The following is a 26,760-nucleotide window of genomic DNA, read 5'->3' on the forward strand; positions in this document are numbered from 1 at the left end:
ACGGCCTACCCGATGATATACGGCAGGTTAGTGAACAAGGTGCGGACGTAATCCAGCAACAGATTGAGCATCCACGGTCCGGCAATAATAATGGCGATAAATACGGCGATGATTTTCGGAATAAACGACAACGTCATTTCGTTAATCTGGGTGGCGGCCTGCAAAATACTGATGATAAGACCCGTGACCAGCGCCACCAGCAACAGTGGGGCAGCCAGTGCCAGCGCGACTTTCATCGCTTCAGTCCCCATCATCATGACCGATTCAGGTGTCATTTTGCCTCACTAGCTGTAAAAGCTCTGCGCCAGCGAACCGACCAGCAATTGCCAGCCATCCACCAGTACAAACAGCATCAGTTTAAAGGGCAGAGCAATTGTGGCTGGGGGAACCATCATCATCCCCAATGCCATCAACACGCTGGCAATCACCAGGTCGATAATCAAAAAAGGAATGAAAATCGTGAAGCCTATCTGAAATGCGGTTTTCAACTCGCTGGTCACGTAGGCCGGGAGCAAAATGCGCATCGGCACAGCTTCAGGTCCCTGCAACGGGCCAGTATTCGCCAGTCTGGCAAACAACCCTAAATCCGCCTCACGGGTCTGACGCAGCATAAACTCACGCAGCGGCTGCTCCCCTTTTTCCAGCGCCTCCTGCATTGATATTTTCTCTTCGTTGAATGGCTGGTACGCATCGACATAAATTTTATCGATCACCGGCGACATAATAAAAAAGGTCAAAAACAGCGCCAGTCCCAGCAATACCTGGTTAGGTGGCGCGGAGGGTGTTCCCAACGCGTTACGCAATAAACCAAAAACAATGATGATGCGGGTGAAACTGGTCATCATCAGTAAAATTGCCGGAATAAACGTCAACGAGGTGATGAACACCAGCGTTTGCACCGGGAGCGACCAGCTTTGTCCACCGCCAGGCAGCGGCTGGCTGGTGATACCCGGCAGTTGCGCGAAGGCGAGGGGCGTAACCAGCCAGAGAAGGACAGGTGCGACAGACAACAAACGACGCATCAGGATCTCCCGCTACGCTTAAGCAAGTTTTTCATAACCGACTGAAAATCGGTCTGCGGTATCTCTTCCGTTGGTGCTGAAGGGGGAAGTTTATGCAGCAGATTGATTTGCCCTGCGGTAACGCCGAGCACCAGCCGTGCATCTTCCACATCGACCACCACAACCCGTTCACGCGCGCCCAGTGAAGCACTGGCGCTAATTTTCAGACCGTTAACGCCAGTGCGTTTAGGGGCAAATCCCAGCCGTTTTACCAGCCAGGCAGCAGCGAGGATCAGGGCAATAATGGCGATGAGTGCGCCGCTCACCTGCAGCAGTGGCGCAGCAGATACCGGCGCGGAAGATTGCACAGTAGCGTGGTTATTCATCACTAACGGCTCAGGCGGCGCATCCGCTCGGACGGGGTAATGATATCGGTGATCCGCACGCCATATTTATCGGCAACAACCACCACTTCGCCCTGGGCGATTAAATAACCGTTGATCAGAATATCCAGCGGTTCGCCCGCCAGACCGTCCAGCGCCACGACTGACCCTTGCGTCAGACGCAACAGCTCTTTGATGGTCATCCGCGTACGGCCCAGCTCGACGGTCAGCTTGACCGGAATATCCATAATCAGGTCGATATCCTGCAACGCCCCGCTGACATCACCACCGCCAAATTGCTGGAACACCGCGTCGGCAGCGCTTTTTCCGCTGGTTGATTTTTGCTCGCTCAACGCTTCAGCCCACAGATCGTCCATTGCGCCGTTGTTGTCATCGGCCGGATTATTCATGTCACTCATTTGGGCTGTTCCTCGTTCAGAGAATTTAAAATCGGGTTAATCAAATGTTCTATCCGTAACGCATACTGACCGTTGAGAGTGCCGTACTGACTGGTCAGAACCGGGACGCCGTCAACATGGGCGATGATGCGATCGGGTTTTTCTATCGGCAGGACGTCGCCGGGTTTCAGTTTTAAAATCTGCGACAGGCGTAGCGAGATATCGGCAAAGTTGGCCACCAGTTCCAGCTGTGAATGCTGCACCTGGCGCACCAGGTTATCGCGCCAGTTCTGATCTTCATTACGCGAGTTTTCCAGCGGCGGGTTAACCAACAATTCCCGTAGCGGCTCGATCATGCTGAATGGCAGGCAGATATTAAATTCGCCGGTCAGGTTGCCAATCTCCACATGGAACGGCGTGTTAACCACAATGTCGTTTGGCGAGGTGGTGATATTGGTAAATTTCACCTGCATTTCCGAACGCACGTACTCAACTTCCAGCGGATTAATCGCCTTCCATGCGTCGCTATAGCCTTCAAGCGCCAGTTTCAACATGCGGTTGATGACGCGCTGTTCGGTATGGGTAAACTCGCGGCCTTCCACTTTGGTCGGGAAGCGTCCATCGCCGCCAAACAGGTTATCCACGGCGATAAACACCAGACTCGGCGAGAACACCACCAGCCCTGTGCCGCGCAGCGGTTTCAGATGAATAAGGTTCAGGTTGGTCGGCACCGGCAGGTTGCGGGCAAATTCATGGTACGGCTGAATGCGGATGGCCCCGACGGTAATATCCGGGCTACGGCGCAGCAGGTTGAACAGCCCCATACGAAAATGGCGAGCAAAGCGCTCATTAATGATTTCCAGCGCCTGCAAACGTTCGCGCACAACCCGTCGTTGGGTATTCGGATCGTACGGACGAATGTCACTTTCGCCGCTAACACTGGCTGTCGGTTCGTCTTTGACTTCGCTGTCGCCATTCAACAGCGCATCAATTTCAGCTTGAGAAAGAATACTATCGCCCATGTCGTTATCGCAGAATAAAAGCGGTATACAGCACGTCGGTGACATCCTGTTTCGGTTGCCCGGCAACAAGCGGGGTGGAAAGTGTGGTTTTAATCTCGGCAATCAGGTTTTTCTTGCCTTCTTCTGTCGCCAGTACGGCAGCATCCTGACGCGAAAACAGTAACAGCAAACGGCTACGGACTTCCGGCAAATACTCACTCAGCCGCGAGCGGGTAGCTTCATCTTTCAGTCGCAGGGTTATGCCGATATAAAGCACGCGATCCGCATCGCCCAAATTGACCGTAAAGGTATCCAGCGCATAGAAGACCGGGGAGGGCACGACGCGTTGCTGCGCTTTGTCGTCAGCGGCAACCTGATGCGAATGCCAGTAGCTGTAACCTGCGCTGGCACAGGCCGCGAGGGTAATGAATACCAGAATCGGGATCCAAAGCGATCGCTTGCTTTTCTTGCTTATCGCGTAATCAGTCATGTGTTGCGGTCTTCCTGTGTCGCTACTGCTTATCGGCTAATTATCCTGCGTCTTGAGCGCAACAAAGCGGGGAAAAGACGCGGATTACGGTGCTACCTCTGACGTTAGGCGAAAATATCAACGCCGCTGTTACCTGTTACACGCCCTTGTAAAGAGACGGGAACCGGAAGCGTATCGTCGTCTTCCCCCGCCAGAGGTTCATGGTTTGCTGTGCGTTGGCTTTGCTGTTGCTGGGAAGCGGCCTGCTGCTGACCACTAAAGCTTTCGCCACTGATGTTGCTTTGCCCTAACTGAATGCCACTTTCGGCCAGCTGCGTACGCAGTACCGGCAGCGCTGCTTCCAGGGCGGCGCGTACGTGCTGATGCGGTGAAATCATCTGGATCTGCGCCTGGTTATCATCCACTTTGAGGGAAATTTGCACTTCACCTAAATCCTGTGGGTGCAGACGCAACTCTGCACTTTGTTGCCCCTGGCGGGTGAACAGCGAAATATGCTGGCTTAATGATTGTTGCCATTCGTGAGAACCCAGCGGTGCACTCAAAACAGGCGCGGCGACGGTGGGCAGTGGCTGTGTCTGGTGTGGAGTGATTAGCGGGCTGGCGTCAGCGGTCACCGGCGAAGGCGTGCTGATGACTTCCGCTTTACTCTGGGCTTCTGCTACCAGCGGTGTTAATGGCTGAGCTGGTGTGCCGGGGGCGTCATCAGGCTGTGCTGTAGTGAGTTGCGCAGAAGTCAGTTTTGTGAAGAGCGTTGGTTTCTCTGCCGGTAACACGGTTGACGGTGCATCAGTCACTTTGGGCGTATTGTCAAAACCCGGCAACATCGCAAAAAGGGCGCTCAGACTTGCGGTGACGTCTTCATTAAGGTCATCCGCTTTTTCGTCTTTTGTCGTATTTTTGTCAGCCACCGCAGCCAACGTCATCGTCTGAGCGGTGGTTAACGGTGTTGATGTGGATTGTTCGTCGTTGATGACAGGAAGTGTTTCATCCACAGGGATCAGTAAATCCGCTTGTTGCGCATCGGAAACAATATCGCTGACCAGCGGTTCGCCTTTTGTCGTGGGCTTATCTGTTGCCACCAGCAACTGGGGGGCCGCTTTGTCGGTTGTTGTCTCGCCTGCTAATGCTTCGCTCAACAACGCGAGAAAATCTTGTGCAGCATCGCTGGCTTTGCCGCCAGGCAATGTGGTGGTGTCAACGTTGGCGGTAATCAAGGGCGCTAAGCGAATCATTCAGGTTTCCTCATGGCGGCGCGCTGGGCGAACTCATCCATCTTTTTCTGATCGAGGCGGTTTTCTGCAAGCAGTGCCGCCGTGGATTGCCGTTTCTGCAGTGTCTGCCAGGCCTGCAAACGTTGTTTCTTTTCTCGCCAGCTGTTCAGGGCAATGTCAACTTTCTGCGTCCACTGATTAAGTTGCTGGCGATGCTGAGTAATGGCTTTTTCCAGCGTCTGGATAAACTGCTGATAGTTGATCCAGCGGTTGCTGGTCATCCCGGCACTCATATCGCTATTGAGGTTATTGCGATATTCATTCTGATAATCGATCAGCATTTTGAGCTGTTCTTCCGCCTGCTGACATCCGCGACGCATTTCACCCAGCAGGCGAGCGGCATCCTCTACCTCTTTTTCTGCCAGATCTTTCAGGGTCGCCAGCGCACCATGTTCCGCCATCTGCCGTTATCTCCTGGGTTATGACACTGTCGGGAAAATACGCTCCAGCCCCTGGAGAGACGCTTCCCAGTCCGCGCGTTCAAAAATGCCTTGTTGCAAATAGCTCTCCAGCTGCGGCCACAGGGCGATGGCTTTGTCGAGCATCGGATCGCTGCCTTTGGCATACGCGCCGACGCTAACCAGATCGCGGTTACGCTGAAAACTCGACAACAGCTGTTTGAAGGTGCGCACTCGCGCGTAATGTTGCTCACTGATCAACGCCGTCATTGCGCGACTGATCGACGCTTCGATATCGATAGCCGGATAGTGCCCGGCTTCCGCCAGTCGGCGAGACAGCACAATGTGACCGTCGAGGATTGCCCGCGCGGAGTCGGCAATGGGGTCCTGCTGGTCATCGCCTTCGGTGAGCACGGTATAAAACGCGGTAATCGAGCCGCCGCCGCTAATGCCATTTCCGGCACGCTCGACCAGTGCCGGTAATTTGGCAAACACCGACGGTGGATAACCTTTAGTGGCAGGTGGTTCGCCAATCGCCAGCGCAATTTCACGCTGGGCCATCGCATAGCGGGTGAGGGAGTCCATAATCAGCAACACATGCTGACCACGATCGCGAAAATCTTCGGCAATGCGCGTGGCATAGGCGGCGCCCTGCATTCGCAGGAGCGGAGAAACATCCGCCGGAGCGGCAATCACCACGGAGCGTGCACGTCCTTCGGCACCGAGGATATTCTCAATAAAATCTTTTACTTCGCGCCCTCGTTCACCAATCAAACCCACGACAATGACATCGGCGCGGGTGTAACGGGCCATCATCCCCAGCAGCACACTTTTACCAACGCCGGACCCGGCAAACAGCCCCATACGCTGCCCGCGCCCGACGGTAAGCAGGGCATTGATTGGGCGCACGCCGGTGTCCAGCACATGTTCAATCGGTGTACGTTGCAATGGGTTAAATGGCGGGGTAATCAGCGCACCGGTTTCCGTCGTATCGGGGGAGGGGAGGCCATCGAGCGGTTTACCGCTGCCGTCCAGAACGCGACCTAATAACGCCGGACCGAGCGGCAACTGCTTGCCGCTTTGCAGCCCTTCAGCCGAAATGTTTTTGGCATAAACACGCGCGCCGGGCAGGACACCTTCCACTTCCTCCAGCGGCATTAAAAACAGTCGTTGACCGTTAAAGCCAACGACTTCGCTTTCTACTTCGTGCGTTTCGCTGCCGTTCTGGCGCTCAATCACACAGGTTGCGCCGAGCGGCAATTGTAATCCGGTGGCTTCCAGCACCAGCCCGGTAGCGCGGGTTAATCGCCCATAGCGACGTACCGCAGGCAACTGCGCCATTTTGGCTTCAAAGTTATCCAGCGTGGTTAGCCAGCGAGTCAGGCGCGTGGTCATTACACCACTCCTGGTGCTGCCAGACGGCAGAGTTCTTGCCAGCGGGTGGCGACACTGGCGTCGAGATCGCCTTCATCGGCGGAGACTTTACAGCCGCCAGGATGGAGGGTGGGATCGCCCCGCAAGCGCCAGCCATGCAAACTTAAAGTTGCGCCGAGCATATCATCAACACGTTGCAGATCATCGGGGTGCACGCGCAGCTGCGGTTTACCGCTGAACAACGGTTCTTGCTGCAACAACTGTTGGATCTGTTTGATCAGTGCCGAGTTGTCCACCGTTGGCGTCTGACCGATCACCTGGCGTGCCGCCTCCAGCGCCATCTGCATCAGGCGCGAAGCAATCACACTATCAAGCGCATCAAGGGTAGTTTGAAATTCGCTGACCAGTTGCTGCATCCGGGCATGAATTGGCGCTTGTTGAGACTTCGCCTCTGCCAGACCTTGTTCCAGCCCCTGGGCCAGGCCTTCCTGATAGCCCTGCTCATGACCTTGCTGGCGACCTTCGGCAATCCCCGCCTGATAACCTTGCTCGTGGGCCTGCATTTGCAGTTGCGCCAGTTGCTGCTCAAGGCTGGGTTCGGCCTCTTCAATGATGGTTTCTTCCGGCTCGACCATTGGCACAAACTCCGCCTGTGGTGGCGCGAGATCGTCCGGCATCCAGGTTTTCCACGGCAGATTATCAGACATAGGTATCCTCGCCGCTGCCAATCACCATCTCGCCAGTTTCGGCAAGGCGGCGCACAATCAGCAGAATCGCTTTCTGTTCGTTTTCCACCTGCGACAGACGCACCGGACCACGGTTGGCGAGATCGTCGCGCAGAATATCGGCGGCACGCTGCGACATATTGCGCAGGAATTTCTCGCGCAGTGGCTGCTCGGCCCCTTTCAGCGCGATCAACAGCGATTCGGAATCCACTTCCTGCAACAGTCGCTGAATGCTGCGATCGTCGACATCCACCAGATTCTCGAACAGGAACATCTCGTCGATGATTTTCTGCGCCAGCTCGCCGTCGAATTCACGCACGGCGGTAATAACGGCTTCTTCCTGCTGCGTTTTCATCAGGTTGATAATTTCGGCTGCCGTTCTCACGCCGCCCATTTTGCTGCGCTTGAGATTCTGACCGTCGAGCAAGCCATTCAGTACTTCGGTCAGTTCGGCCAGCGCGGCTGGCTGCACGCCGCCAAAGGTGGCGATACGCAACATCACGTCGTGGCGCAGACGTTCATCGAACAACGCCAGAATATCGGCGGCCTGGGCGCGCTTCAGATGCACCAGAATGGTGGCGATAATTTGCGGATGCTCATCGCGAATCAGATCGGCGGCGCTCTGCGGCTCCATAAAGTTGAGCGTTTCAATACCGCTGGCGGTATCGTGGGTTTCGAGAATATCTTCCAGCAGGCTGGCGGCACGTTCTTCACCCAGAGCTTTGACCAATACCGAACGCAGATAATCGTTGGCGTTGATATTCAGTGCAGCAAACTGTTCAGCTTCTTGCTCAAACTCCGCCAGCACATCGGTTAGCTGCTTGTTGGAGATCTGCGTGACGTTCGCCATTGCAGCGCTCAGGGTTTGCACTTCGCGCTGGGAGAGGTGCTTGAACACCTCTGCCGCCCGGTCTTCGCCAATGGTCATCAGCAGGATGACGCTTTTATCGGTGCCTGTCAGGTTACTCATGATCGTTATTTATCCACTGGCGAATGACCAGCGCCACCACGCGCGGATCGTTATCAGACATTTCACGGATACGCTGGCTCATGACTTCTGCCCCCAGTCGTTGGTTAGCGCGCCGTTGTTGGAGTTGTTCGTCTTTGCTCAGACGGACTTCCACCGCATCTTCCACTTCCTCGCGGGCCTGCGCCTGTTGCTGCACAGTCTTCACCGCCTCGGCGCGACGTGTTAGCTGCGGGCGTACCGCTTTCCGCCACAGCAACCACGCCACCAGCAGTACCAGCAACCAGCGACCGGCAGCCAGCAACTGATCGATAAACACTTGCTGTTGCCAGAACGGCAGTGCTCCGCCGCTTTCGTCACTGCTATTGAACGGCGAGTTAACAACATTGAGCGAATCACCGCGTTTTTCAGAAAAGCCCATCGCCTCGCGGGTCAGAGCTTCAATTTGCTTCATCTGTTCGTTGCTGAGAGGCAATGGTTTACCGTCTGGCAAGGTTTTGTAATTCACCACTACCGCGACTGACAGACGTTGCACATCGCCCACGTTCATTTTGGTATGACGAATGGTGCGATCGACTTCGTAGTTACTGGTTTCATTCCGCTGTGTGCTACGCGGCCCACTATTGCTGGTGGTGCTCGCCTGCTGCTGGCGGTTATTTTGATTTGCCGGAGGCGTGCTGATTGGCGCGTTATTCGCAGGTGCCGGTTGATTCGACAACGCTCCCGGTACGCCGCCCGGATAACCGGAACCGCTTTGCTCGCTCTCATTAAGCTGGCGTGAACGAAGCGCCGCATGAGATTCATCACCGTTAGGGCGATACTGTTCTTCCGTTTGTTCTTTACTGGCGAAGTCCAGTTGCGCCGTGACCTGGGCGTGAATATTACCGTTACCAACAATAGGCGACAGGATCGCTTCAATACGCCGCTGAATACGGCCTTCGACATCGCTGGCATATTTCAACTGAGCGTCATTAAGATCGCGCCCGCTGGTATTGGACTGGGTTAACAGATGCCCGCCCTGATCCACCAGCGTGACGTTTCCTGGCGGCAGACCAGCAACCGCGCTGGAAACCAGATGTACAATAGCGCTAATTTGCCCTTCATCGAGTGCGCGGCCGGGTAACAGATTTACCGTCACCGATGCAGAAGGGGATTTTTGTTCACGGACGAATAAAGACGGTTTCGGCATTGCCAGATGTACGCGCGCCCCTTTTACCGGGCCGATAGTTTCGATGGTACGAGAAAGCTCGCCTTCCAGCGCCCGCTGATAATTCACCTGTTCGCTGAACTGGCTGATACCAAACTTTTCCTGATCGAGCAGTTCGAAACCGACCGCGCCGCCTTTGGGCAAACCTTGTTGCGCCAGGCGCAGGCGCAGTTCGTGAACTTTATCTGCCGGAACCTCAATAGCGCCGCTGGCTTCGCTGAAGCGGTAAGGAATATTCATTTGCGTCAGTTGGCTGACAATTGCGCCACCATCCTGATCGGAAAGATTGCTGAATAATGTGCGGTAGTCGGGGGCTTTCGCCCACAGGATCAGTGCGACCATGACCGCCACTGCTGCGGAACCGGCAACAATCAATGGAATTTTCGGATTCGCACGCAGGCGATTAAGCCACTCAAGAGATTTTGTCTGGGCTGCAGTCGCATTCATCGCGCACCTCGTGGCTGATTATGGACGGCGTTATTGGCAAAGTGGAACAAGACTCACTCCCGGGTCAGCAAACTCGAAAAATTGACGCTCCCATTATTTGTGCTTTCGTTTTTTTCTATCCGCCAATAAACCCGTTTTTTTGTTGCTATTTAGCGCCTTTGTCTTATTGACTTACTGGTAGGCTTTGCTACCAGAAATTATCCGGGAGACGAAAATGTCAGCGATACAGGGGATTGAAGGGGTTATCAGCCAGTTACAGGCTACGGCGATGAGTGCGCGTGCGCAGGAATCACTGCCGCAACCGACCATTAGTTTTGCCGGGCAGCTGCACGCCGCGCTCGATCGCATAAGCGATACACAAACAGTCGCCCGCACGCAGGCAGAAAAATTCACCCTCGGTGAACCCGGCGTGGCGCTAAACGATGTGATGACCGATATGCAAAAAGCCTCAGTTTCTATGCAAATGGGGATTCAGGTGCGTAATAAGCTGGTGGCGGCGTATCAGGAAGTGATGTCCATGCAGGTGTAGGTTGTGTAACCTGTTGACTATGCTTGTTTAATTATATCCGATCCCACAGCGTGGGGCATGGATGGGGCAAACTCACTCAATTTCTGGTTTAAAATGGATACCTGATCCTGGTTGTTTTCTGCCATCCACGATCCGTAAACGCGATAACATGTTTTGTCTTCGCTTTGCTCCCAGGAAGAGTGAACTCATTCGTTAGCCTGGGGTTCCTTCTGATCATTATTGTTCCTGCCTTTATCTCTTGCCACGCCAGAGCCCCCTGGATACACATACACCAGGATGAAAACGGTGAGTTGTGTTCAAACTGTAGTACAATTCTCTCCAGTATGAACAGGAAAGAATATGCTATGAACCCTTATATTTATCTTGGTGGCGCAATACTTGCAGAGGTCATTGGTACAACCTTAATGAAGTTTTCAGAGGGGTTTACACGGTTATGGCCCTCTGTTGGCACAATTATTTGCTATTGTGCCTCATTCTGGTTATTAGCTCAGACGCTGGCTTATATACCTACAGGGATTGCTTATGCTATCTGGTCAGGAGTCGGTATCGTTCTGATTAGTTTGCTTTCCTGGGGATTTTTTGGTCAACGACTGGACCTGCCAGCTATCATAGGCATGATGTTGATTTGTGCCGGTGTGTTAGTCATTAACTTGTTGTCACGAAGTGCACCGCATTAAAAAATAATTATCCTTGAGATAACAGGAATCTGATTTGTGCATATTATGGCTAATGTTCGGGGCACCTTTATAATTATGATTGCATTTGCGCGATCATTGCGCCTTTATGCATAATGAGATCAAGGCACATCAAATAAAATAACGATAGGTCACAACAATGAGGTTTTTATGAAAAAACTTATCGTTTCAAGTGTATTGGCATTCATAACATTTTCTGCGCAGGCCGCAGCATTTCAGGTCACTAGTAATGAAATAAAAACAGGAGAGCAACTTACAACGTCTCATGTATTTTCTGGATTTGGGTGTGAAGGGGGTAATACATCGCCCTCATTAACCTGGTCTGGTGCTCCTGAAGGCACCAAAAGCTTTGCCGTAACTGTGTATGATCCAGATGCTCCTACAGGCAGTGGATGGTGGCACTGGACTGTTGCTAATATTCCAGCAACTGTAACATATTTGCCCACTGATGCAGGAAGACGTGATGGTACAAAACTTCCGACTGGTGCTGTTCAAGGCCGAAATGATTTTGGTTATGCAGGATTTGGTGGAGCATGTCCTCCCAAAGGAGATAAACCCCATCATTACCAGTTTAAAGTATGGGCTCTAAAAACTGATAAGATTCCTGTGGATTCTAATTCCAGCGGAGCGTTAGTTGGTTATATGCTTAATGCCAATAAAATTGCAACCGCTGAGATAACACCAGTTTATGAGATAAAGTAGGGTAAGAGTATGCTGGCAAAAGATAAGTCTAACCTAAAGATTGAAGAAATACGGATGCATAAACATCATGAGATTCACAGGGTTAAGCCTCTTATGCCAGCTTTATGTCGTATCCGTCAGGGAAAAAAAGTTATCAATTGGGAGACGCATAGTCTAACTGTTGATAATAATCAGATAATATTATTTCCCTGTGGATATGAATTTTATATTGCGAATTATCCAGAAGCAGGTCTTTATCTTGCAGAAATGCTTTATTATCCCATTGATCTAATTGAAAAGTTTCAAAAATTTTATGCGATAACTGATCAAATTCGTAACACGACAGGTTTCTGCTTACCTCAGAACCCCGAGTTAATATATTGTTGGGAGCAACTAAAAACATCTATTTTCCGAGGCTTCTCAACGCAAATTCAGGAACACTTAGCAATGGGCGTTCTACTTTCATTAGGAGCACATCATGTTAATTGTTTACTTTTATCAGATAGTAAACAATCATTAATAAGTCGTTGTTATAACCTAATGCTATCCGAACCTGGAACAAAATGGACAGCAAACAAGGTAGCGAGATATCTCTACATTTCTGTTTCCACATTGCATCGCCGTCTGGCAAGCGAGGGAATAAGTTTTCAAAGTATATTGGACGACGTGAGGTTAAATAATGCGTTGTCTGCTATACAAACGACAGTAAAACCCATCAGCGAGATTGCCAGGGAAAATGGTTACAAGTGTCCTTCTCGTTTTACTGAAAGGTTCCATAATCGTTTTAAGATAACACCAAGAGAGCTAAGAAAAGCGTCCAGAGAGTAAAAGTATTTTATGAAGGAGCAACAGCATCGATTTTTATTTTGGAAAATAAATACGGCATACTCAACCTATTGGAGCCTGAACAATCCGGTGACTTCTGCGCTAATCGGGGTCGTTTATAAGCACATATAATTGATACTATCTTCCTTCATCACAATTTCAGAAATGCACGTGTGATTTTTTTGCATCCGGCGTTTGGACTATGTGGAGTTCAAGAGTGGGAAAGTTACAAGAGGTTGAGGGGATAATTAAAGGGATGCTTATGACATTAGATATCCGGTTAGGTACGGATATCGTTGTTATTAAATCTAATTGATACGTTAATTGTTCACTGAGTATTATTAAAAATGGGGCGTTGAAACGCCCCAGAAAATAAAGGGTAATATATAACAGAAGGTTTATATAGTCAGAAGCAAGATAGTGCTTCTAAGGAAAGTGGCTTGAGGGGGCCACTTATATGTTGGGGAGGCAAAGCCTCCCACAACATATCTTTGAGTAATCAGATTAGAACTGGTAAACCAATCCTACAGCAACGATATCATCGGTAGCAACGCCAGATGCTTTCGTGAAATCGCTCTTATCAATCAGGTTGATTTTGTAATCAACAAAAGTGGACATATTTTTGTTGAAGTAATAGGTTGCACCTACATCAATATATTCAACCAGGTCCTGATCACCCCACGCACCCAAGTCTTTTCCTTTAGATTGCAGGTAAGCAACGGACGGACGCAGACCGAAGTCGAACTGATATTGTGCAACTACTTCGAAGTTTTGTGCTTTGTTGGCAATATGGTTATTACCAAAAACAGTCATGTTCTGGGTTTCAGAATAGGTGGTAGCCAGATAGATGTTGTTCGCATCATATTTCAGACCAGCTGCCCATACTTCAGCATTTTGACCAGATGCATTCAGGCTGTTGTTACCGTAGATAACCTGATCATTAGTGCGGTCAGATTTAGCATAGGTTGCACCTACACCGAATCCTTCATACTCATAAGTAGTGGAGAAACCGAAACCATCACCGTTAGCTTCAGTTACGTCAGTGCGGTCATTTTTACCCTGATACTGAGCAGCAAAGTTCAGACCATCAACCAGACCAAAGAAGTCGTTGTTACGATAGGTTGCAACACCTGTGGTGCGACCAGTCATGAACACATCTGTTTGGGTCCAGGTATCGCCACCGAATTCTGGCAGAACGTCGGTCCATGCACCGATATCGTATGCTACACCGTAGTTACGGCCATAATCGATGGAGCCGTAGTCACCGAATTTCAGGCCAGCGAAGGCAAGACGGGTTTTATCTTTGGAAGAACCTTGAGATTCAGCACGGTTGCCTTTGAATTCATATTCCCACTGACCGAAACCAGTCAGTTGATCGTTGATTTGAGTTTCGCCTTTGAAGCCCAGACGAACATAAGTTGTGTCGCCATCATCTGCATCGTTAGAAGAGAAGTAGTGCTTAGCATTAACTTTTCCGTACAGATCCAGCTTGTTACTGTCTTTATTGTAAATCTCTGCTGCCTGAGCAGACATCGCCATCAGTACTGATGCAGCTACAGCAGAAATTGCCACTGTTAATTTTTTCATCGTGAGCCCTTTTATTTGAACTATTATTTAAAAATGATGTCACTGCACTACAAATATTCATCTAATCAATGAGATTATTTCAAGATGTAAGTTTTAGTTTCTCATTTAAATTGTGAAGTAGTTCCCTATTTTTATCTGAACTGTTTCTATTGCACACAATGCATGACTATTTTGTGAACGAATATAAATTTGGTAGTCAAATTATATTAAAGGTTGTTATTTATGTTTGACTCATAATTTATTTTTTTAATTTAAATAGCCTAAAAATAACCATGGAAATTATTTGCATGATATTTGTTTAGATTTATTAATGTAATTGAGGTGGTTTTATTTAATACGCAATATAGCGCCGCTTGATATTAGTTCTATTTTTTTTGCGTAAGATAGATGAGACAAACTGAGACGCATAATGGTTTGCAAGGCTCTAATACTTTGATGTTGAGGATGTGATGGGGCATGTACGGGGCATAGTACAATGATGTCCATCCAGGTGTAGATAATCTCCAGGCTTATCAAACAGGTTGAATTAACTCCGCGCCCTGGTTTTTAACATTACCCACCGCGCGCGACACAGGGTGCCAGATGAACTGGTTTGCTGGCACACAGCTTCTGGTAGCGATTTCTGAGGCTTCTTTACCACCAATGTCTTGCCGCATCCATTCCCGCGCAGTTTCTGGCGACAGTACCAGCGGGCGGCGGTCATGAATATCTACCAGGCCCTGGTCTGCTGCTGCAGTGACAATTAAAACTCCTTCGGCTTCGTCACCGCGCTCAAACGGTGTGCTACCTATCGCGGCTATAAAAACAGGTTGTCCATCAGCGCGATAGATAAAATAAGGCTGTTTTTTGTCGCCTTCTTTTTTCCACTCAAACCAGCCATCGGCAAAGCATATTACCCGACCATGTTGCCAGAGCGGTTTAAACATGCGACTGGTTGCGGCAGTTTCTACGCGGGCGTTAATCAGCGGCGGTTTATCCCACCATCCGGGAGCATATCCCCAGAAAACCGGATCCAGATGAAGGTGTTCATCACGTTCACTGAGCAGAAGGACTTTGGTTCCCGGCGCGACGTTGTATCTGCCAATAGGTTCGGGATCGTAGGGAATATCGCGTTCAATATCTTCCGCGAGAAACGCGAGGTAATCTTCACGCGTTTGGGATTGGGCAAAGCGTCCACACATAGAAACCTCCTGAGAGCACACTGAAAAGAATAGGAGAGGGGGCGGGTAAAATCTATGTGATAGAGAGGTAACGATGTTCCCGCTGTGGGCCACAGCGGGAATGAGGGATTACTTCTGAATTAAATAACGAATGGTCGGCCCGTCTTGCTGAATATCCAGCACCGTATAGCCGTGATTACGCGCATCCAGTGGAATATTATTGATCGACTGCGGACAGTCGCTCACCACTTCCAGGATCTCCCCTTTTTTTAACTGCGGCATCGCCTCAAGGGTTGCGACAGCCGGATAAGGGCAGGGTTCACCCACCATATCAAGACGGTAATCAGGAACGATATTTTTCATGCGATCTCCTTAGCAATCTGCGGTGCCGCACGGCGGAAGAAGCGTTTTTCCCAGCCGATAATCAACATTAGAGCTGCAAACAACAGCAAATATGTCACCAGCAGGCCACCCATCGGACCAAAGGTTTTCAGCAGGTTGATTTTGTCCCAGTCGGTGGCCAGCGCCGGAGCGAAATCATCCCAGTAATACGCCAGAATCGTTGAGCCGATCACGTTGCCCAGACCGACCCACCAGTAGTGCACCTGGCCTTCTACCGCGCGGTACATCCAGCCGGTTTCGCAGCCGCCTGCCAGCACGATGCCAAAACCAAACAGTAAACCACCAATTACCGCGTTTGGTCCCGCCCACATGATTTTGGGTTCAACGCCTAACTGTACGTAACTGAAGATCCCGATGGCACTTACCGCCATACCGATAATGATTGCTTTCGCCATATGGGTACGTCCGGTGATCCACATATCGCGGAACGCCGAAGTAAAGCAGATTTGCGCACGTTCAATCAGTAAACCAAAGCCGACGCCAAACAGCATTGCCAGCCCCAGTTTGGGTTGGTTCATCGCCGTGAGCAGCGCCCAGCCCAGCATGCCGAAAAAGACCAGCATCCCGAGACGAAAACGACGCCGCGCCTGATCCGGTTTTTGCGTCAGCGGTGAGGCGGCAGAAACTTTCTGCATTTTCACGGGAATACGGAAGATGGGCAGCAGGGTAAAGCGCGCGCCAAACCATGAACCAATGGCAGTGGCGATGGCAAAGAACCAGGCGTGCAGCGAGAACTGTGGAATTCCGGTAAAGAACGCCGCCAGGTTACAGCCCATTGCCAGACGTGCGCCAAAACCGGCGATAATACCGCCAATGATGGCCTGCATAATGCGGATACGGCTGCGCGGCATGCGCAGTTTGACATTGTTGGCCCACAGCGCTGCGGCAAAACAGCCGCCAAACATACCGAGGATCATCATTCCGTCGATGCGGGTTAATGGCGATCCTTCCAGATGGATAATTTTAAAATAACCCCACTCTTCAGCATGGACGCCGAACAACTGCAGGAGCTGACCGCCCCAACGGGTAAATTCACCCGTGACTGCCCAAAATGTGCCAGTGATGCCAAAATAGTAAGTGGAGAGAATACCCGCCGCGATGACCGCAGGGATGGGTGCCCAGAATTTAATCAACCAGGCGTGTTTGAATTGCTGCCATGACATGAATGTAGCCTCTGAACTCAGAAGGTTTGAAACAAGAGTCGCGAATCATACACCATGCAAATTTATTTTCGGGGTAATAATTCACAAAAATAATGGTTAGATCAAATTTCTCTCTGAGCCTGGAAAGGCTGGCGACATCAGGGCTTTAATGCCACAATCCTCTTTTCTTCTCATGCAGGACGAATGATGAAAAAACTCGCAATTGCAGGTGCGCTCATGTTGCTGGCGGGCTGTGCCGAAGTCGAAAACTATAACAATGTCGTGAAAACCCCCGCGCCGGACTGGCTGACGGGTTACTGGCAGACCAAAGGGCCGCAACGTGCGCTGGTCAGTCCGGAAGCGATAGGCAGCCTCATTGTCACTAAAGAGGGCGATACCCTGGATTGCCGTCAGTGGCAGCGGGTGATTGCCGTGCCGGGTAAGTTGACATTGATGTCTGATGATCTCACTAACGTTACCGTAAAACGTGAGCTGTACGAGGTTGAGCGTGACGGTAACACCATTGAGTACGATGGTATGACGATGGAGCGTGTGGATCGCCCGACGGCAGAGTGTGCCGCCGCGCTGGATAAAGCGCCGTTACCGACGCCACTGCCGTAATGAAATCTCCCCGGCTTGCCGCCGGGGATGGATTTAAATCACCTCTTCGATAACCCACACGCTAACGCTGCCGCCGTTGCAAAAGAAGGTCGCTTCGCCGTTTTCGTCTGTCACTACGCTCTCTTGCCGGTTCCCCAGAAAATCACGCCAGGTTTTATTGCCGTAATTCTCTCCCAGATGAATGGTTTTTTCGCCATCATCTCCGTTCGACATGACCACCACGCAGCCGGGATATTCGTCGGTGCCACTGCGGCTAAAGGCAATGCAGTTCGGATGGTCGAAAAATAACGTCTGTACACCGTGGGCGAAACGCTGACGGGCGAGAATTAACTCATCAAGCTGTTCGATTATTGGCATATCTATCGGATAGGTTTGCCCGTCACCACCGACATCTTCGTAATGTGCACCGTAGAGGTCCGGATAGAACACCGAAGGAACGCCATTTTCCCGCAACAAAATTAAGGCATACGCCAGCGGTTTAAACCACGGTTCGACCGGTGCTTCGAGGGCTTGCAACGGTTGGGTGTCGTGGTTGGCAACGAGGGTTACGGCGTGAAAAGGATCGGCTTCCACCAGCGTCCCAGTGAAGATCTGCGTCATGTCGTAGTCGCGACCCATGCGCGATGCTTCATGGAATTTCATCTGCAGCGGCGCATCAAACAGCATGGTTTTGCCTTCCACCTGATCAATATACGTTTGCAGTTTATCGACTTCATGCGACCAGTATTCAGCCACAATAAACAGCGGCTTTGGCGCAACTTCCTGTACGTGTTCGATCCACTCTTTATAAAACCATGCCGGAATATGTTTGACCGCATCAAGACGAAAGCCGTCGCATTGCGTTTGTTCCATCACCCAGCGCGCCCAGTATTTAATCTCTTCCGTCACGGCATGATTGCGAAAATCGATATTCTCACCCATCAGATAATCGAAATTACCGAGTTCATCATCAACCTGATCGTTCCAGCCTTCTCCGGTATAGTCGTTAACAATTTTAAAAATGCCATCTTCATCAGGGTGTTCGATATGGTCGATACCGCTAAAACATTTGAAATCCCAGATAAACTGCGAGTATTGCCCGGCACGAGCGGGGAAGGTGTAACGCGTCCAGCCTTCACACTCAATGATTTCTTCGTCAATTTGCGTACGGTCATCAGCATTTACACGCTGCACGCGAATAGCTTCTTTTTCATCTGCGCCCATTTTGTGGTTGACTACCACGTCCAGCAGCACCGCAATGTCATTACGTTTCAGGGCGTCAATGGCGGCCAGCAGTTGTGCTTTATCACCATATTTAGTAGGGATGCAGCCTTTCTGATCAAACTCACCTAAATCAAATAAATCATAGGAGTCGTAGCCGACCGAATACCCGCCCGATGCGCCTTTATAGGCGGGCGGCAACCAGACCATATTGATACCAATATCATTAAAACCGTCTGCGCGCTCGGCCAGTTCAGGCCAGAGCTTACCGCCTTCCGGGTAATACCAGTGAAAACATTGTAACAGCGTGGGATTACGCATTCTTCGACTCCATTCAAGGGGAATATTAGAAGCGTAGCCGTAATCGGATTATTCGCGAGCCATCGGCTCATTAAGATTCAAAAGAGGTTATCCTGCGGAGCCAGCACAAAGCCGCCCTGATCGCCATAGGCACTTAACACCGATTTTTGCACCGATGACTGACCGACCAGTTTCGCCAGTTCATCCATCCGAATCTGTAATAACTGCTTTACCTTGCTTTCGTTGTCGAGAATCAGGTGCAGCATCGGGCGGAGCTGCTCCTGCATCGTAGTGGACGGGGCAACCTCTTCAGTCAGGTGTGCGATCTCCTGCACCGCATTCACATACGCCATTTCGCTGGCGATGAGTTCGTCCCATTGTTCTTCCGTTGCCAGGCGTAACATGAGCTGGCTTTTTTCGACGAGTTGTTGCCAGGCGAAATACAAATGCGGTGCATTGTTCATCAGACTGGGTCCTGAATCAAAGAAGGGGAGAGTAAAGACTCTTTCCAGGCATCGGCAATATTACGCATTAATGCTTCCACCTCTTCGACTGCGGAGACATCGTTGCGTAAATTGGCTTGCAGCAAACGCCTGACCATATAGCTATAAAGAGCAATTAAGTTTTGGGTTAATTCGTCTTTGCTCTCTTCATCAAGACTCACCCGCAGTCCGTTCTCAATGATGTTGATCGCTTTTGACAAAGAGACACCTTTGCCTTGCTGATTGTTGTCCTGCATAAACAGTCGCGCTCTAACCAGTGCGCTCAGCACTCCATCAAATAGCATGGTGACCAACTGCTGTTGGCTGGCGCTCATTACGGCGCTTTCGACGCCAATTTGTGCATAGGCCTGGGTGCCTTTTGCCGCGTACATGACCTGTCTCCCGATGAATATTGATTACTTGGAATTACTGTTGTTTTCGAACTGCTGTGTTAAGTAGCTGCTGGTGCTGTTTAACGAGGTCATTAAAACGTCCAGTTGGGTAAATTGTTCTTTATAGCGCGCGACCTGCGCATCAATGCGATCGCTGGCGGCGTTGTAGTCTTTAGTTAACTTATTCAGGGTCTTACTAACGCCATCGGTAGCGGCTTTAATAATGCCCGTTGTCGAAAGCCAACTGGTCAGGTTGCTGCCGATGGTGGTCGTGATGCCGGTTTTTTTACCATCGCCAACAATCAATGCACCTACGCCGCTGGCATCTTTTTTCAATGCAGCGGTGAGTTTGTCGGCATCCAGTTCCAGTTTGCCATCGCTGGGATCGGTCGTGATACCAATCTGCGCCAGCGTTTTATAATTGGAAGAACTGACGGTATTACTCAGCATCGATTTCAACTGCGTCTGAATCGTTCGCAGCGTGGAGTCGCCGAGTAGTGCGCCATTGCTAGAATTCTGGCTATCAGCTCCCGCATCTACGGCGGTGTATTTGGTCAGGCTGCTAAAGGTATCTATTAGCGAGTTATAGGCATTCACCCAGTCTTTAATCGCCGTTTGCGCTTTGGAGGTGTCCTGAGTGATGGTCAGCGTCTGGTTGCCTGTGGTGACATCGTTCAGGTTCAGGGTGATGTTTTCCAGCGCGTTGCTGATGGTGTTGCTGCTGTTCTCAATGGCGACGTTATTGACCGTCAGCTGTGCATTCTGGGCGGCGACCGAGACCTCCATGCCGTTGCTGCTGGCACTGGCGTCATAGCCCATAAAACTTTGTAGCGCATCATCACCGCTAACCGAGAGCGTCATCGCATTGTCAAGGCCGGTGTCATTTGATGTGACTGACAGACGATATTCACCGTTACCCACGTTAATGATGCTTGCGCTTACGCCCGCTTTTGCGTTGTTGATGGCATCACGGATCCCGCTTAACGACGAGTTAGCCGCGCTGATATCAATGGTAATCGGATCTTTGTCGCCGCCTTGTTGAATGGTGAGTTTACTGTCGCTGGTGGCGATCGCCGTTTTCGTATCGTCTCTGGTGGTGCGCGTTGTCAGGGTTTGCGCCTGCGCCAGATGGGTGACGCTGATGGTGTATTTCCCGGCGATGGCGTTACCCGCGGTGGTGGCACTGAACGCGGTGGTGCTGCTGGTGGTGCTGGTAGCGGAAAAAAGATCGGCTTTAGACAATGCAGTATTGGCGGTCTGGAAAGTTGTCAGCGCGCTTTTCAGCGTACCGTAGGCGCTAAGTTTAGCGGTAAACGACGATTGCTGATTTGAAATAGGGGTTAGCGTCGCTTTTTGCGCGGCGGTGAGGCTATCAAGGATTGAACTTAAATCCAGACCTGACCCGACTCCCAGCGATGAAATACTTGCCATGCGATTTCCTTTTATCTTTCGACACGTAAAACGAATACCGGGGTTATCGGCCTGAATTGCGCAAAGTTTACGTTTAATTGTTTTTTTTAATAGCGGGAATAAGGGGCAGAGAAAAGAGTATTTCGTCGACTAACAAAAAATGGCTGTTTGTGAAAAAAATTCTAAAGGTTGTTTTACGACAGACGATAACAGGGTTGACGGCGATTGAGCCGACGGGTGGAAACCCAAAACGTAATCAACGACTTGCAATATAGGATAACGAATCATGGCACAAGTCATTAATACCAACAGCCTCTCGCTGATCACTCAAAATAATATCAACAAGAACCAGTCTGCGCTGTCGAGTTCTATCGAGCGTCTGTCTTCTGGCTTGCGTATTAACAGCGCGAAGGATGACGCCGCGGGTCAGGCGATTGCTAACCGTTTTACTTCTAACATTAAAGGCCTGACTCAGGCTGCACGTAACGCCAACGACGGTATTTCTGTTGCACAGACCACCGAAGGCGCGCTGTCTGAAATCAACAACAACTTACAGCGTATCCGTGAGCTGACGGTTCAGGCTTCTACCGGAACTAACTCTGATTCGGATCTGGACTCCATTCAGGACGAAATCAAATCCCGTCTTGATGAAATTGACCGCGTATCCGGCCAGACCCAGTTCAACGGCGTGAACGTACTGGCAAAAGACGGTTCGATGAAAATTCAGGTTGGTGCGAATGACGGTGAAACTATCACTATCGACCTGAAGAAAATCGATTCTGATACTCTGGGTCTGAATGGTTTTAACGTAAATGGTAAAGGTACTATTACCAACAAAGCTGCAACGGTAAGTGATTTAACTTCTGCTGGCGCGAAGTTAAACACCACGACAGGTCTTTATGATCTGAAAACCGAAAATACCTTGTTAACTACCGATGCTGCATTCGATAAATTAGGGAATGGCGATAAAGTCACCGTTGGCGGCGTAGATTATACTTACAACGCTAAATCTGGTGATTTTACTACCACCAAATCTACTGCTGGTACGGGTGTAGACGCCGCGGCGCAGGCTACTGATTCAGCTAAAAAACGTGATGCGTTAGCTGCCACCCTTCATGCTGATGTGGGTAAATCTGTTAATGGTTCTTACACCACAAAAGATGGTACTGTTTCTTTCGAAACGGATTCAGCAGGTAATATCACCATCGGTGGAAGCCAGGCATACGTAGACGATGCAGGCAACTTGACGACTAACAACGCTGGTAGCGCAGCTAAAGCTGATATGAAAGCGCTGCTTAAAGCCGCGAGCGAAGGTAGTGACGGTGCTTCTCTGACATTCAATGGCACTGAATATACTATCGCAAAAGCAACTCCTGCGACAACCTCTCCAGTAGCTCCGTTAATCCCTGGTGGGATTACTTATCAGGCTACAGTGAGTAAAGATGTAGTATTGAGCGAAACCAAAGCGGCTGCCGCGACATCTTCAATTACCTTTAATTCCGGTGTACTGAGCAAAACTATTGGGTTTACCGCGGGTGAATCCAGTGATGCTGCGAAGTCTTATGTGGATGATAAAGGTGGTATTACTAACGTTGCCGACTATACAGTCTCTTACAGCGTTAACAAGGATAACGGCTCTGTGACTGTTGCCGGGTATGCTTCAGCGACTGATACCAATAAAGATTATGCTCCAGCAATTGGTACTGCTGTAAATGTGAACTCCGCGGGTAAAATCACTACTGAGACTACCAGTGCTGGTTCTGCAACGACCAACCCGCTTGCTGCCCTGGACGACGCTATCAGCTCCATCGACAAATTCCGTTCTTCCCTGGGTGCTATCCAGAACCGTCTGGATTCCGCAGTCACCAACCTGAACAACACCACTACCAACCTGTCTGAAGCGCAGTCCCGTATTCAGGACGCCGACTATGCGACCGAAGTGTCCAACATGTCGAAAGCGCAGATTATCCAGCAGGCCGGTAACTCCGTGCTGGCAAAAGCCAACCAGGTACCGCAGCAGGTTCTGTCTCTGCTGCAGGGTTAATCGCCGTAACCTGATTAACTGAGACTGACGGCAACGCCAAATTGCCTGGTGCGCTGTGCTTATCAGGCCTACAAGGTGAATTGCAATTTATTTAATTTGCAGATTTTTGTAGGCCGGATAAGGCGTTACGCCGCATCCGGCAACATGAAGCGTAATTTGTCAGCAATGTGCTTCCCCGCCAACGGCGGGGTTTTTTTCTGCCCGCAATTTACCGGTAACCCCCAAATAACCCCTCATTTCACCCACTAATCGCCCGATTAAAAACCCTGCAGAAACGGATAATCATGCCGATAACTCATATAACGCAGGGCTGTTTATCGTGAATTCACTCTATACCGCTGAAGGTGTAATGGATAAACACTCGCTGTGGCAGCGTTATGTCCCGCTGGTGCGTCACGAAGCATTGCGCCTGCAGGTTCGACTGCCCGCGAGCGTGGAACTTGACGATCTGCTACAGGCGGGCGGCATTGGGTTACTTAATGCCGTCGAACGCTATGACGCCCTACAAGGAACGGCATTTACAACTTACGCAGTGCAGCGTATACGTGGCGCTATGCTGGATGAACTTCGCAGCCGTGACTGGGTGCCGCGCAGCGTGCGACGCAACGCGCGTGAAGTGGCACAGGCAATAGGGCAACTGGAGCAGGAACTTGGCCGCAACGCCACGGAAACTGAGGTAGCGGAACGTTTAGGGATCGATATTGCCGATTATCGCCAAATGTTGCTCGACACCAATAACAGCCAGCTCTTCTCCTACGATGAGTGGCGCGAAGAGCACGGCGATAGCATCGAACTGGTTACTGATGATCATCAGCGAGAAAACCCGCTACAACAACTGCTGGACAGTAATCTGCGCCAGCGGGTGATGGAAACCATCGAAACGTTGCCGGAGCGCGAAAAACTGGTATTAACCCTCTATTATCAGGAAGAGCTGAATCTCAAAGAGATTGGCGCGGTGCTGGAGGTCGGGGAATCGCGGGTCAGTCAGTTACACAGCCAGGCTATTAAACGGTTACGCACTAAACTGGGTAAGTTATAACGTCAGTAAATGCCGCACTTTAATTTTGACTACCAGGAGTTCTTAATGATGGTGCAGCACCTGAAAAGACGGCCATTAAGCCGCTATCTTAAAGACTTTAAACACAGCCAGACCCATTGCGCGCATTGCCGTAAATTACTCGATCGCATTACCTTAGTTCGCGACGGCAAAATAGTGAATAAAATCGAGATTTCCCGCCTGGACACGCTGCTTGATGAAAATGGCTGGCAAGTGGAACAACAATCATGGGCGGCATTGTGCCGATTTTGCGGTGATTTACATTGCAAAACGCAGAGTGATTTTTTCGATATTATCGGCTTTAAGAAATTTCTTTTTGAGCAAACTGAAATGAGCCCTGGTACGGTGCGTGAATATGTCGTTCGTCTGCGCCGTTTGGGGAATCATCTACACGAGCAAAATATTTCCCTCGACCAGCTGCAGGACGGTTTCCTTGATGAAATCCTCGCCCCGTGGCTGCCCTCCACCAGCACCAACAATTACCGCATCGCGTTACGGAAGTATCAACACTATCAGCGTCAAACGTGTACCGGACTTGTGCAGAAATCCTCCAGCCAACCTGCTTCTGATATATATTAAATAAGAATAAGATGTAGCGGAGTTGTTTTTGTGTTTACAAACAATGGCTCTACACTGCAAACAGACATAACAACATTCGGGGTAAATATGAAATTAGCACATCTGGGACGTCAGGCATTGATGGGTGTGATGGCCGTGGCGCTGGTTGCGGGTATGAGCGTTAAAAGTTTTGCAGATGAAGGTCTGCTTAATAAAGTCAAAGAGCGCGGCACGCTGCTGGTAGGGCTGGAAGGAACTTATCCGCCGTTCAGTTTTCAGGGGGATGACGGCAAATTAACCGGTTTTGAAGTGGAATTTGCCCAACAGCTGGCAAAACATCTTGGCGTTGAGGCGTCACTAAAACCGACTAAATGGGACGGTATGCTGGCGTCGCTGGACTCTAAACGCATTGATGTGGTGATTAACCAGGTCACCATTTCTGACGAGCGCAAGAAAAAATACGATTTCTCTACCCCGTACACCATTTCCGGTATTCAGGCGCTGGTGAAAAAAGGTAACGAAGGCACCATTAAAACGGCTGATGATCTGAAAGGCAAAAAAGTGGGTGTCGGTCTGGGCACCAACTATGAAGAGTGGCTGCGTCAGAATGTTCAGGGCGTGGATGTGCGTACCTATGATGATGACCCGACCAAATATCAGGATCTGCGCGTAGGCCGTATCGATGCGATCCTCGTTGATCGTCTGGCGGCGCTGGATCTGGTGAAGAAAACCAACGATACGCTGGCAGTAACCGGTGAAGCATTCTCCCGTCAGGAGTCTGGCGTGGCGCTGCGTAAAGGAAATGAAGACCTGCTGAAAGCGGTGAATGATGCAATTGCGGAAATGCAAAAAGATGGCACTTTGCAAGCCCTTTCCGAAAAATGGTTTGGTGCTGATGTGACCAAATAATCAGCATAATGACAAAAAAGGGCGCTTTCACTAGCGCCTTTTTTATTTACGCGTTTTCAGCGTGCATAATAAGAAAATCACAACAACACACATCGGAGGCTGTTATGCCACTGCATAATTTAACCCGTTTTCCACGGCTGGAGTTTATCGGCGCGCCAACGCCGCTCGAATATCTGCCGCGCTTTTCTGATTATCTTGGACGGGAAATTTTCATCAAACGGGATGACGTCACTCCCATGGCAATGGGCGGCAATAAATTACGTAAGCTGGAATTTCTCGCGGCAGATGCTCTGCGTGAAGGTGCCGATACGCTGATTACTGCCGGGGCGATCCAGTCTAACCATGTGCGCCAGACTGCCGCAGTCGCTGCGAAACTCGGTCTGCATTGCGTGGCGCTGCTGGAAAATCCTATTGGTACAACCGCGGAAAACTATTTAACCAACGGCAATCGTTTGTTGCTGGATCTGTTCAATACCCAGATTGAAATGTGCGACGCACTGACCGATCCCAATACCCAACTGGAAGAGCTGGCGACGCGAGTCGAAGCACAAGGCTTTCGCCCGTATGTCATTCCGGTTGGCGGTTCTAATGCTTTGGGCGCGCTGGGTTATGTGGAGAGTGCGCTGGAAATCGCGCAACAGTGTGAAGGGGCAGTTAATATTTCGTCGGTGGTGGTCGCATCGGGCAGTGCCGGAACTCACGCCGGACTGGCTGTTGGGCTGGAACACCTGATGCCTGAAAGCGAACTGATTGGCGTGACTGTGTCGCGTTCTGTTGCCGATCAATTGCCGAAAGTGGTTAACCTCCAACAGGCGATTGCGAAAGAACTGGAGCTGACCGCATCAGCGGAAATTTTACTCTGGGATGACTATTTTGCACCTGGCTACGGCGTGCCGAACGACGAAGGCATGGAAGCAGTGAAATTGCTGGCGCGGCTGGAAGGCATTCTGCTTGATCCTGTGTATACCGGAAAAGCGATGGCGGGGCTGATTGACGGTATCAGTCAGAAACGCTTCAAAGATGAAGGGCCGATTCTGTTTATTCATACCGGCGGTGCGCCTGCGCTGTTCGCCTATCATCCCCACGTTTAGCTCCGGAAACGCT

At 50.5% G+C, this 26,760-nt stretch carries 30 protein-coding genes; 10 read left to right on the forward strand and 20 right to left on the reverse strand.

Annotated elements, in window-relative coordinates; genetic code table 11:
• Positions 1–5 precede the first annotated feature (5 nt).
• From fliQ to fliF, 12 genes are all read right to left on the reverse strand, one after another.
• Positions 6–275, reverse strand: a complete 270-nt coding sequence (gene fliQ / locus EAS44_RS10985; RefSeq protein WP_000187358.1) for a flagellar biosynthesis protein FliQ — start codon at positions 273–275, stop codon at positions 6–8.
• Positions 276–284: 9 nt separating this feature from the next.
• Positions 285–1,022, reverse strand: a complete 738-nt coding sequence (fliP, locus tag EAS44_RS10990; protein WP_001253446.1) for a flagellar type III secretion system pore protein FliP — start codon at positions 1,020–1,022, stop codon at positions 285–287.
• Positions 1,022–1,387 (reverse strand): flagellar biosynthetic protein FliO, encoded by a 366-nt coding sequence (gene fliO, locus EAS44_RS10995; protein ID WP_001302429.1) that lies wholly within the window; start codon positions 1,385–1,387, stop codon positions 1,022–1,024. Before fliO ends, fliP begins: the two co-directional genes overlap by 1 nt.
• Before the next feature lie 2 nt (positions 1,388–1,389).
• Complete coding sequence (gene fliN / locus EAS44_RS11000; RefSeq protein WP_001282088.1) at positions 1,390–1,803, reverse strand: flagellar motor switch protein FliN; 414 nt, start codon at positions 1,801–1,803, stop codon at positions 1,390–1,392.
• Positions 1,800–2,804, reverse strand: coding sequence for a flagellar motor switch protein FliM (fliM, locus tag EAS44_RS11005; RefSeq protein ID WP_001295641.1), 1,005 nt, complete (start codon positions 2,802–2,804; stop codon positions 1,800–1,802). Before fliM ends, fliN begins: the two co-directional genes overlap by 4 nt.
• Positions 2,805–2,808: 4 nt before the next feature.
• A complete protein-coding gene (gene fliL / locus EAS44_RS11010; protein ID WP_000133106.1) occupies positions 2,809–3,273 on the reverse strand; it encodes a flagellar basal body-associated protein FliL in 465 nt (154 codons plus the stop codon).
• 104 nt (positions 3,274–3,377) lie between these two features.
• Positions 3,378–4,505: a flagellar hook-length control protein FliK gene (gene fliK / locus EAS44_RS11015; RefSeq protein WP_000620134.1), complete on the reverse strand. Its 1,128-nt coding sequence runs from the start codon at positions 4,503–4,505 to the stop codon at positions 3,378–3,380.
• Positions 4,502–4,945 (reverse strand): flagellar export protein FliJ, encoded by a 444-nt coding sequence (fliJ, locus tag EAS44_RS11020; RefSeq protein ID WP_000807591.1) that lies wholly within the window; start codon positions 4,943–4,945, stop codon positions 4,502–4,504. The genes fliK and fliJ overlap by 4 nt, the downstream gene beginning before the upstream one ends.
• A gap of 18 nt (positions 4,946–4,963) precedes the next feature.
• On the reverse strand, positions 4,964–6,337 hold the full coding sequence (gene fliI, locus EAS44_RS11025; RefSeq protein ID WP_000213297.1) for a flagellar protein export ATPase FliI: 1,374 nt from the start codon (positions 6,335–6,337) through the stop codon (positions 4,964–4,966).
• Positions 6,337–7,023 carry a flagellar assembly protein FliH gene (fliH, locus tag EAS44_RS11030; RefSeq protein WP_001282665.1) on the reverse strand — a complete coding sequence of 229 codons (687 nt, stop codon included), beginning with the start codon at positions 7,021–7,023 and terminating at the stop codon, positions 6,337–6,339. The genes fliI and fliH overlap by 1 nt, the downstream gene beginning before the upstream one ends.
• Complete coding sequence (gene fliG, locus EAS44_RS11035; protein WP_000067942.1) at positions 7,016–8,011, reverse strand: flagellar motor switch protein FliG; 996 nt, start codon at positions 8,009–8,011, stop codon at positions 7,016–7,018. The genes fliH and fliG overlap by 8 nt, the downstream gene beginning before the upstream one ends.
• On the reverse strand, positions 8,004–9,662 hold the full coding sequence (gene fliF / locus EAS44_RS11040; protein WP_000994426.1) for a flagellar basal-body MS-ring/collar protein FliF: 1,659 nt from the start codon (positions 9,660–9,662) through the stop codon (positions 8,004–8,006). The genes fliG and fliF overlap by 8 nt, the downstream gene beginning before the upstream one ends.
• A gap of 214 nt (positions 9,663–9,876) precedes the next feature.
• Here fliF and fliE point away from each other — a divergent pair, with 214 nt between their 5' ends.
• The 4 genes from fliE (at position 9,877) to ybcM (ending at position 12,395) form a co-directional block, all read left to right on the forward strand.
• Complete coding sequence (gene fliE, locus EAS44_RS11045) at positions 9,877–10,191, forward strand: flagellar hook-basal body complex protein FliE (RefSeq protein WP_001274301.1); 315 nt, start codon at positions 9,877–9,879, stop codon at positions 10,189–10,191.
• Positions 10,192–10,535: 344 nt separating this feature from the next.
• Positions 10,536–10,868, forward strand: a complete 333-nt coding sequence (gene emrE / locus EAS44_RS11055; RefSeq protein ID WP_001070440.1) for a multidrug efflux SMR transporter EmrE — start codon at positions 10,536–10,538, stop codon at positions 10,866–10,868.
• 168 nt (positions 10,869–11,036) lie between these two features.
• Positions 11,037–11,588: a Raf kinase inhibitor-like protein YbcL gene (ybcL, locus tag EAS44_RS11060; RefSeq protein WP_001313946.1), complete on the forward strand. Its 552-nt coding sequence runs from the start codon at positions 11,037–11,039 to the stop codon at positions 11,586–11,588.
• A 9-nt stretch (positions 11,589–11,597) separates the two neighbouring features.
• Complete coding sequence (gene ybcM, locus EAS44_RS11065; RefSeq protein ID WP_000879821.1) at positions 11,598–12,395, forward strand: helix-turn-helix transcriptional regulator; 798 nt, start codon at positions 11,598–11,600, stop codon at positions 12,393–12,395.
• Positions 12,396–12,896: 501 nt separating this feature from the next.
• On the opposite strand, the gene ompC is transcribed toward ybcM, so the two are convergent.
• The 4 genes from ompC to yedE all read right to left on the reverse strand — a co-directional run bounded on the left by ompC (position 12,897) and on the right by yedE (position 16,704).
• Complete coding sequence (gene ompC / locus EAS44_RS11075) at positions 12,897–13,979, reverse strand: porin OmpC (RefSeq protein WP_000737290.1); 1,083 nt, start codon at positions 13,977–13,979, stop codon at positions 12,897–12,899.
• 512 nt (positions 13,980–14,491) lie between these two features.
• The gene (gene yedK, locus EAS44_RS11085; protein ID WP_000334564.1) at positions 14,492–15,160 is read right to left on the reverse strand and encodes an SOS response-associated peptidase; all 669 of its coding nucleotides are present in this window, start codon (positions 15,158–15,160) and stop codon (positions 14,492–14,494) included.
• Between the two features lie 108 nt (positions 15,161–15,268).
• Positions 15,269–15,502, reverse strand: coding sequence for a sulfurtransferase-like selenium metabolism protein YedF (gene yedF / locus EAS44_RS11090; protein ID WP_000790504.1), 234 nt, complete (start codon positions 15,500–15,502; stop codon positions 15,269–15,271).
• Positions 15,499–16,704: a selenium metabolism membrane protein YedE/FdhT gene (gene yedE, locus EAS44_RS11095; protein WP_000118896.1), complete on the reverse strand. Its 1,206-nt coding sequence runs from the start codon at positions 16,702–16,704 to the stop codon at positions 15,499–15,501. Before yedE ends, yedF begins: the two co-directional genes overlap by 4 nt.
• Before the next feature lie 186 nt (positions 16,705–16,890).
• Between yedE and yedD the strand changes: the two genes are divergently transcribed.
• Entirely contained in the window at positions 16,891–17,304 is a 414-nt protein-coding gene (gene yedD / locus EAS44_RS11100) for a lipoprotein YedD (RefSeq protein ID WP_001296171.1), read from the forward strand.
• 33 nt (positions 17,305–17,337) lie between these two features.
• On the opposite strand, the gene amyA is transcribed toward yedD, so the two are convergent.
• The 4 genes from amyA to fliD all read right to left on the reverse strand — a co-directional run bounded on the left by amyA (position 17,338) and on the right by fliD (position 21,109).
• Complete coding sequence (amyA, locus tag EAS44_RS11105) at positions 17,338–18,825, reverse strand: alpha-amylase (RefSeq protein WP_001245679.1); 1,488 nt, start codon at positions 18,823–18,825, stop codon at positions 17,338–17,340.
• A gap of 77 nt (positions 18,826–18,902) precedes the next feature.
• Positions 18,903–19,268: a flagella biosynthesis regulatory protein FliT gene (gene fliT, locus EAS44_RS11110; RefSeq protein ID WP_001057836.1), complete on the reverse strand. Its 366-nt coding sequence runs from the start codon at positions 19,266–19,268 to the stop codon at positions 18,903–18,905.
• Positions 19,268–19,678 (reverse strand): flagellar export chaperone FliS, encoded by a 411-nt coding sequence (gene fliS, locus EAS44_RS11115; RefSeq protein WP_000270663.1) that lies wholly within the window; start codon positions 19,676–19,678, stop codon positions 19,268–19,270. Before fliS ends, fliT begins: the two co-directional genes overlap by 1 nt.
• A gap of 24 nt (positions 19,679–19,702) precedes the next feature.
• Positions 19,703–21,109, reverse strand: coding sequence for a flagellar filament capping protein FliD (gene fliD / locus EAS44_RS11120; protein WP_000146790.1), 1,407 nt, complete (start codon positions 21,107–21,109; stop codon positions 19,703–19,705).
• Positions 21,110–21,374: 265 nt separating this feature from the next.
• On the opposite strand from fliD, the gene EAS44_RS11125 reads away from it, so the two are divergent.
• The 5 genes from EAS44_RS11125 (at position 21,375) to dcyD (ending at position 26,747) form a co-directional block, all read left to right on the forward strand.
• Positions 21,375–23,132 (forward strand): FliC/FljB family flagellin, encoded by a 1,758-nt coding sequence (locus EAS44_RS11125; RefSeq protein ID WP_000079688.1) that lies wholly within the window; start codon positions 21,375–21,377, stop codon positions 23,130–23,132.
• 319 nt (positions 23,133–23,451) lie between these two features.
• A complete protein-coding gene (gene fliA / locus EAS44_RS11130) occupies positions 23,452–24,171 on the forward strand; it encodes an RNA polymerase sigma factor FliA (RefSeq protein WP_001087470.1) in 720 nt (239 codons plus the stop codon).
• Positions 24,172–24,216: 45 nt separating this feature from the next.
• Positions 24,217–24,768, forward strand: coding sequence for a flagella biosynthesis regulatory protein FliZ (gene fliZ / locus EAS44_RS11135; RefSeq protein ID WP_001350673.1), 552 nt, complete (start codon positions 24,217–24,219; stop codon positions 24,766–24,768).
• Positions 24,769–24,855: 87 nt separating this feature from the next.
• Entirely contained in the window at positions 24,856–25,656 is an 801-nt protein-coding gene (gene tcyJ, locus EAS44_RS11140; protein WP_001296168.1) for a cystine ABC transporter substrate-binding protein, read from the forward strand.
• A 104-nt stretch (positions 25,657–25,760) separates the two neighbouring features.
• On the forward strand, positions 25,761–26,747 hold the full coding sequence (dcyD, locus tag EAS44_RS11145; protein WP_001128237.1) for a D-cysteine desulfhydrase: 987 nt from the start codon (positions 25,761–25,763) through the stop codon (positions 26,745–26,747).
• Positions 26,748–26,760: the final 13 nt, after the last annotated feature.

Source organism: Escherichia coli DSM 30083 = JCM 1649 = ATCC 11775, from assembly GCF_003697165.2.
Taxonomy (GTDB): domain Bacteria; phylum Pseudomonadota; class Gammaproteobacteria; order Enterobacterales; family Enterobacteriaceae; genus Escherichia; species Escherichia coli.

What these genes read in the sequence shown, in the direction of transcription:
- fliQ (WP_000187358.1), bottom strand. Translation starts at nt 275, where the DNA reads ATGACACCTGAATCGGTCATGATGATGGGGACTGAAGCGATGAAAGTC.
- fliP (WP_001253446.1), bottom strand. Translation starts at nt 1,022, where the DNA reads ATGCGTCGTTTGTTGTCTGTCGCACCTGTCCTTCTCTGGCTGGTTACG.
- fliO (WP_001302429.1), bottom strand. Translation starts at nt 1,387, where the DNA reads ATGAATAACCACGCTACTGTGCAATCTTCCGCGCCGGTATCTGCTGCG.
- fliN (WP_001282088.1), bottom strand. Translation starts at nt 1,803, where the DNA reads ATGAGTGACATGAATAATCCGGCCGATGACAACAACGGCGCAATGGAC.
- fliM (WP_001295641.1), bottom strand. Translation starts at nt 2,804, where the DNA reads ATGGGCGATAGTATTCTTTCTCAAGCTGAAATTGATGCGCTGTTGAAT.
- fliL (WP_000133106.1), bottom strand. Translation starts at nt 3,273, where the DNA reads ATGACTGATTACGCGATAAGCAAGAAAAGCAAGCGATCGCTTTGGATC.
- fliK (WP_000620134.1), bottom strand. Translation starts at nt 4,505, where the DNA reads ATGATTCGCTTAGCGCCCTTGATTACCGCCAACGTTGACACCACCACA.
- fliJ (WP_000807591.1), bottom strand. Translation starts at nt 4,945, where the DNA reads ATGGCGGAACATGGTGCGCTGGCGACCCTGAAAGATCTGGCAGAAAAA.
- fliI (WP_000213297.1), bottom strand. Translation starts at nt 6,337, where the DNA reads ATGACCACGCGCCTGACTCGCTGGCTAACCACGCTGGATAACTTTGAA.
- fliH (WP_001282665.1), bottom strand. Translation starts at nt 7,023, where the DNA reads ATGTCTGATAATCTGCCGTGGAAAACCTGGATGCCGGACGATCTCGCG.
- fliG (WP_000067942.1), bottom strand. Translation starts at nt 8,011, where the DNA reads ATGAGTAACCTGACAGGCACCGATAAAAGCGTCATCCTGCTGATGACC.
- fliF (WP_000994426.1), bottom strand. Translation starts at nt 9,662, where the DNA reads ATGAATGCGACTGCAGCCCAGACAAAATCTCTTGAGTGGCTTAATCGC.
- fliE (WP_001274301.1), top strand. Translation starts at nt 9,877, where the DNA reads ATGTCAGCGATACAGGGGATTGAAGGGGTTATCAGCCAGTTACAGGCT.
- emrE (WP_001070440.1), top strand. Translation starts at nt 10,536, where the DNA reads ATGAACCCTTATATTTATCTTGGTGGCGCAATACTTGCAGAGGTCATT.
- ybcL (WP_001313946.1), top strand. Translation starts at nt 11,037, where the DNA reads ATGAAAAAACTTATCGTTTCAAGTGTATTGGCATTCATAACATTTTCT.
- ybcM (WP_000879821.1), top strand. Translation starts at nt 11,598, where the DNA reads ATGCTGGCAAAAGATAAGTCTAACCTAAAGATTGAAGAAATACGGATG.
- ompC (WP_000737290.1), bottom strand. Translation starts at nt 13,979, where the DNA reads ATGAAAAAATTAACAGTGGCAATTTCTGCTGTAGCTGCATCAGTACTG.
- yedK (WP_000334564.1), bottom strand. Translation starts at nt 15,160, where the DNA reads ATGTGTGGACGCTTTGCCCAATCCCAAACGCGTGAAGATTACCTCGCG.
- yedF (WP_000790504.1), bottom strand. Translation starts at nt 15,502, where the DNA reads ATGAAAAATATCGTTCCTGATTACCGTCTTGATATGGTGGGTGAACCC.
- yedE (WP_000118896.1), bottom strand. Translation starts at nt 16,704, where the DNA reads ATGTCATGGCAGCAATTCAAACACGCCTGGTTGATTAAATTCTGGGCA.
- yedD (WP_001296171.1), top strand. Translation starts at nt 16,891, where the DNA reads ATGAAAAAACTCGCAATTGCAGGTGCGCTCATGTTGCTGGCGGGCTGT.
- amyA (WP_001245679.1), bottom strand. Translation starts at nt 18,825, where the DNA reads ATGCGTAATCCCACGCTGTTACAATGTTTTCACTGGTATTACCCGGAA.
- fliT (WP_001057836.1), bottom strand. Translation starts at nt 19,268, where the DNA reads ATGAACAATGCACCGCATTTGTATTTCGCCTGGCAACAACTCGTCGAA.
- fliS (WP_000270663.1), bottom strand. Translation starts at nt 19,678, where the DNA reads ATGTACGCGGCAAAAGGCACCCAGGCCTATGCACAAATTGGCGTCGAA.
- fliD (WP_000146790.1), bottom strand. Translation starts at nt 21,109, where the DNA reads ATGGCAAGTATTTCATCGCTGGGAGTCGGGTCAGGTCTGGATTTAAGT.
- EAS44_RS11125 (WP_000079688.1), top strand. Translation starts at nt 21,375, where the DNA reads ATGGCACAAGTCATTAATACCAACAGCCTCTCGCTGATCACTCAAAAT.
- fliZ (WP_001350673.1), top strand. Translation starts at nt 24,217, where the DNA reads ATGATGGTGCAGCACCTGAAAAGACGGCCATTAAGCCGCTATCTTAAA.
- tcyJ (WP_001296168.1), top strand. Translation starts at nt 24,856, where the DNA reads ATGAAATTAGCACATCTGGGACGTCAGGCATTGATGGGTGTGATGGCC.
- dcyD (WP_001128237.1), top strand. Translation starts at nt 25,761, where the DNA reads ATGCCACTGCATAATTTAACCCGTTTTCCACGGCTGGAGTTTATCGGC.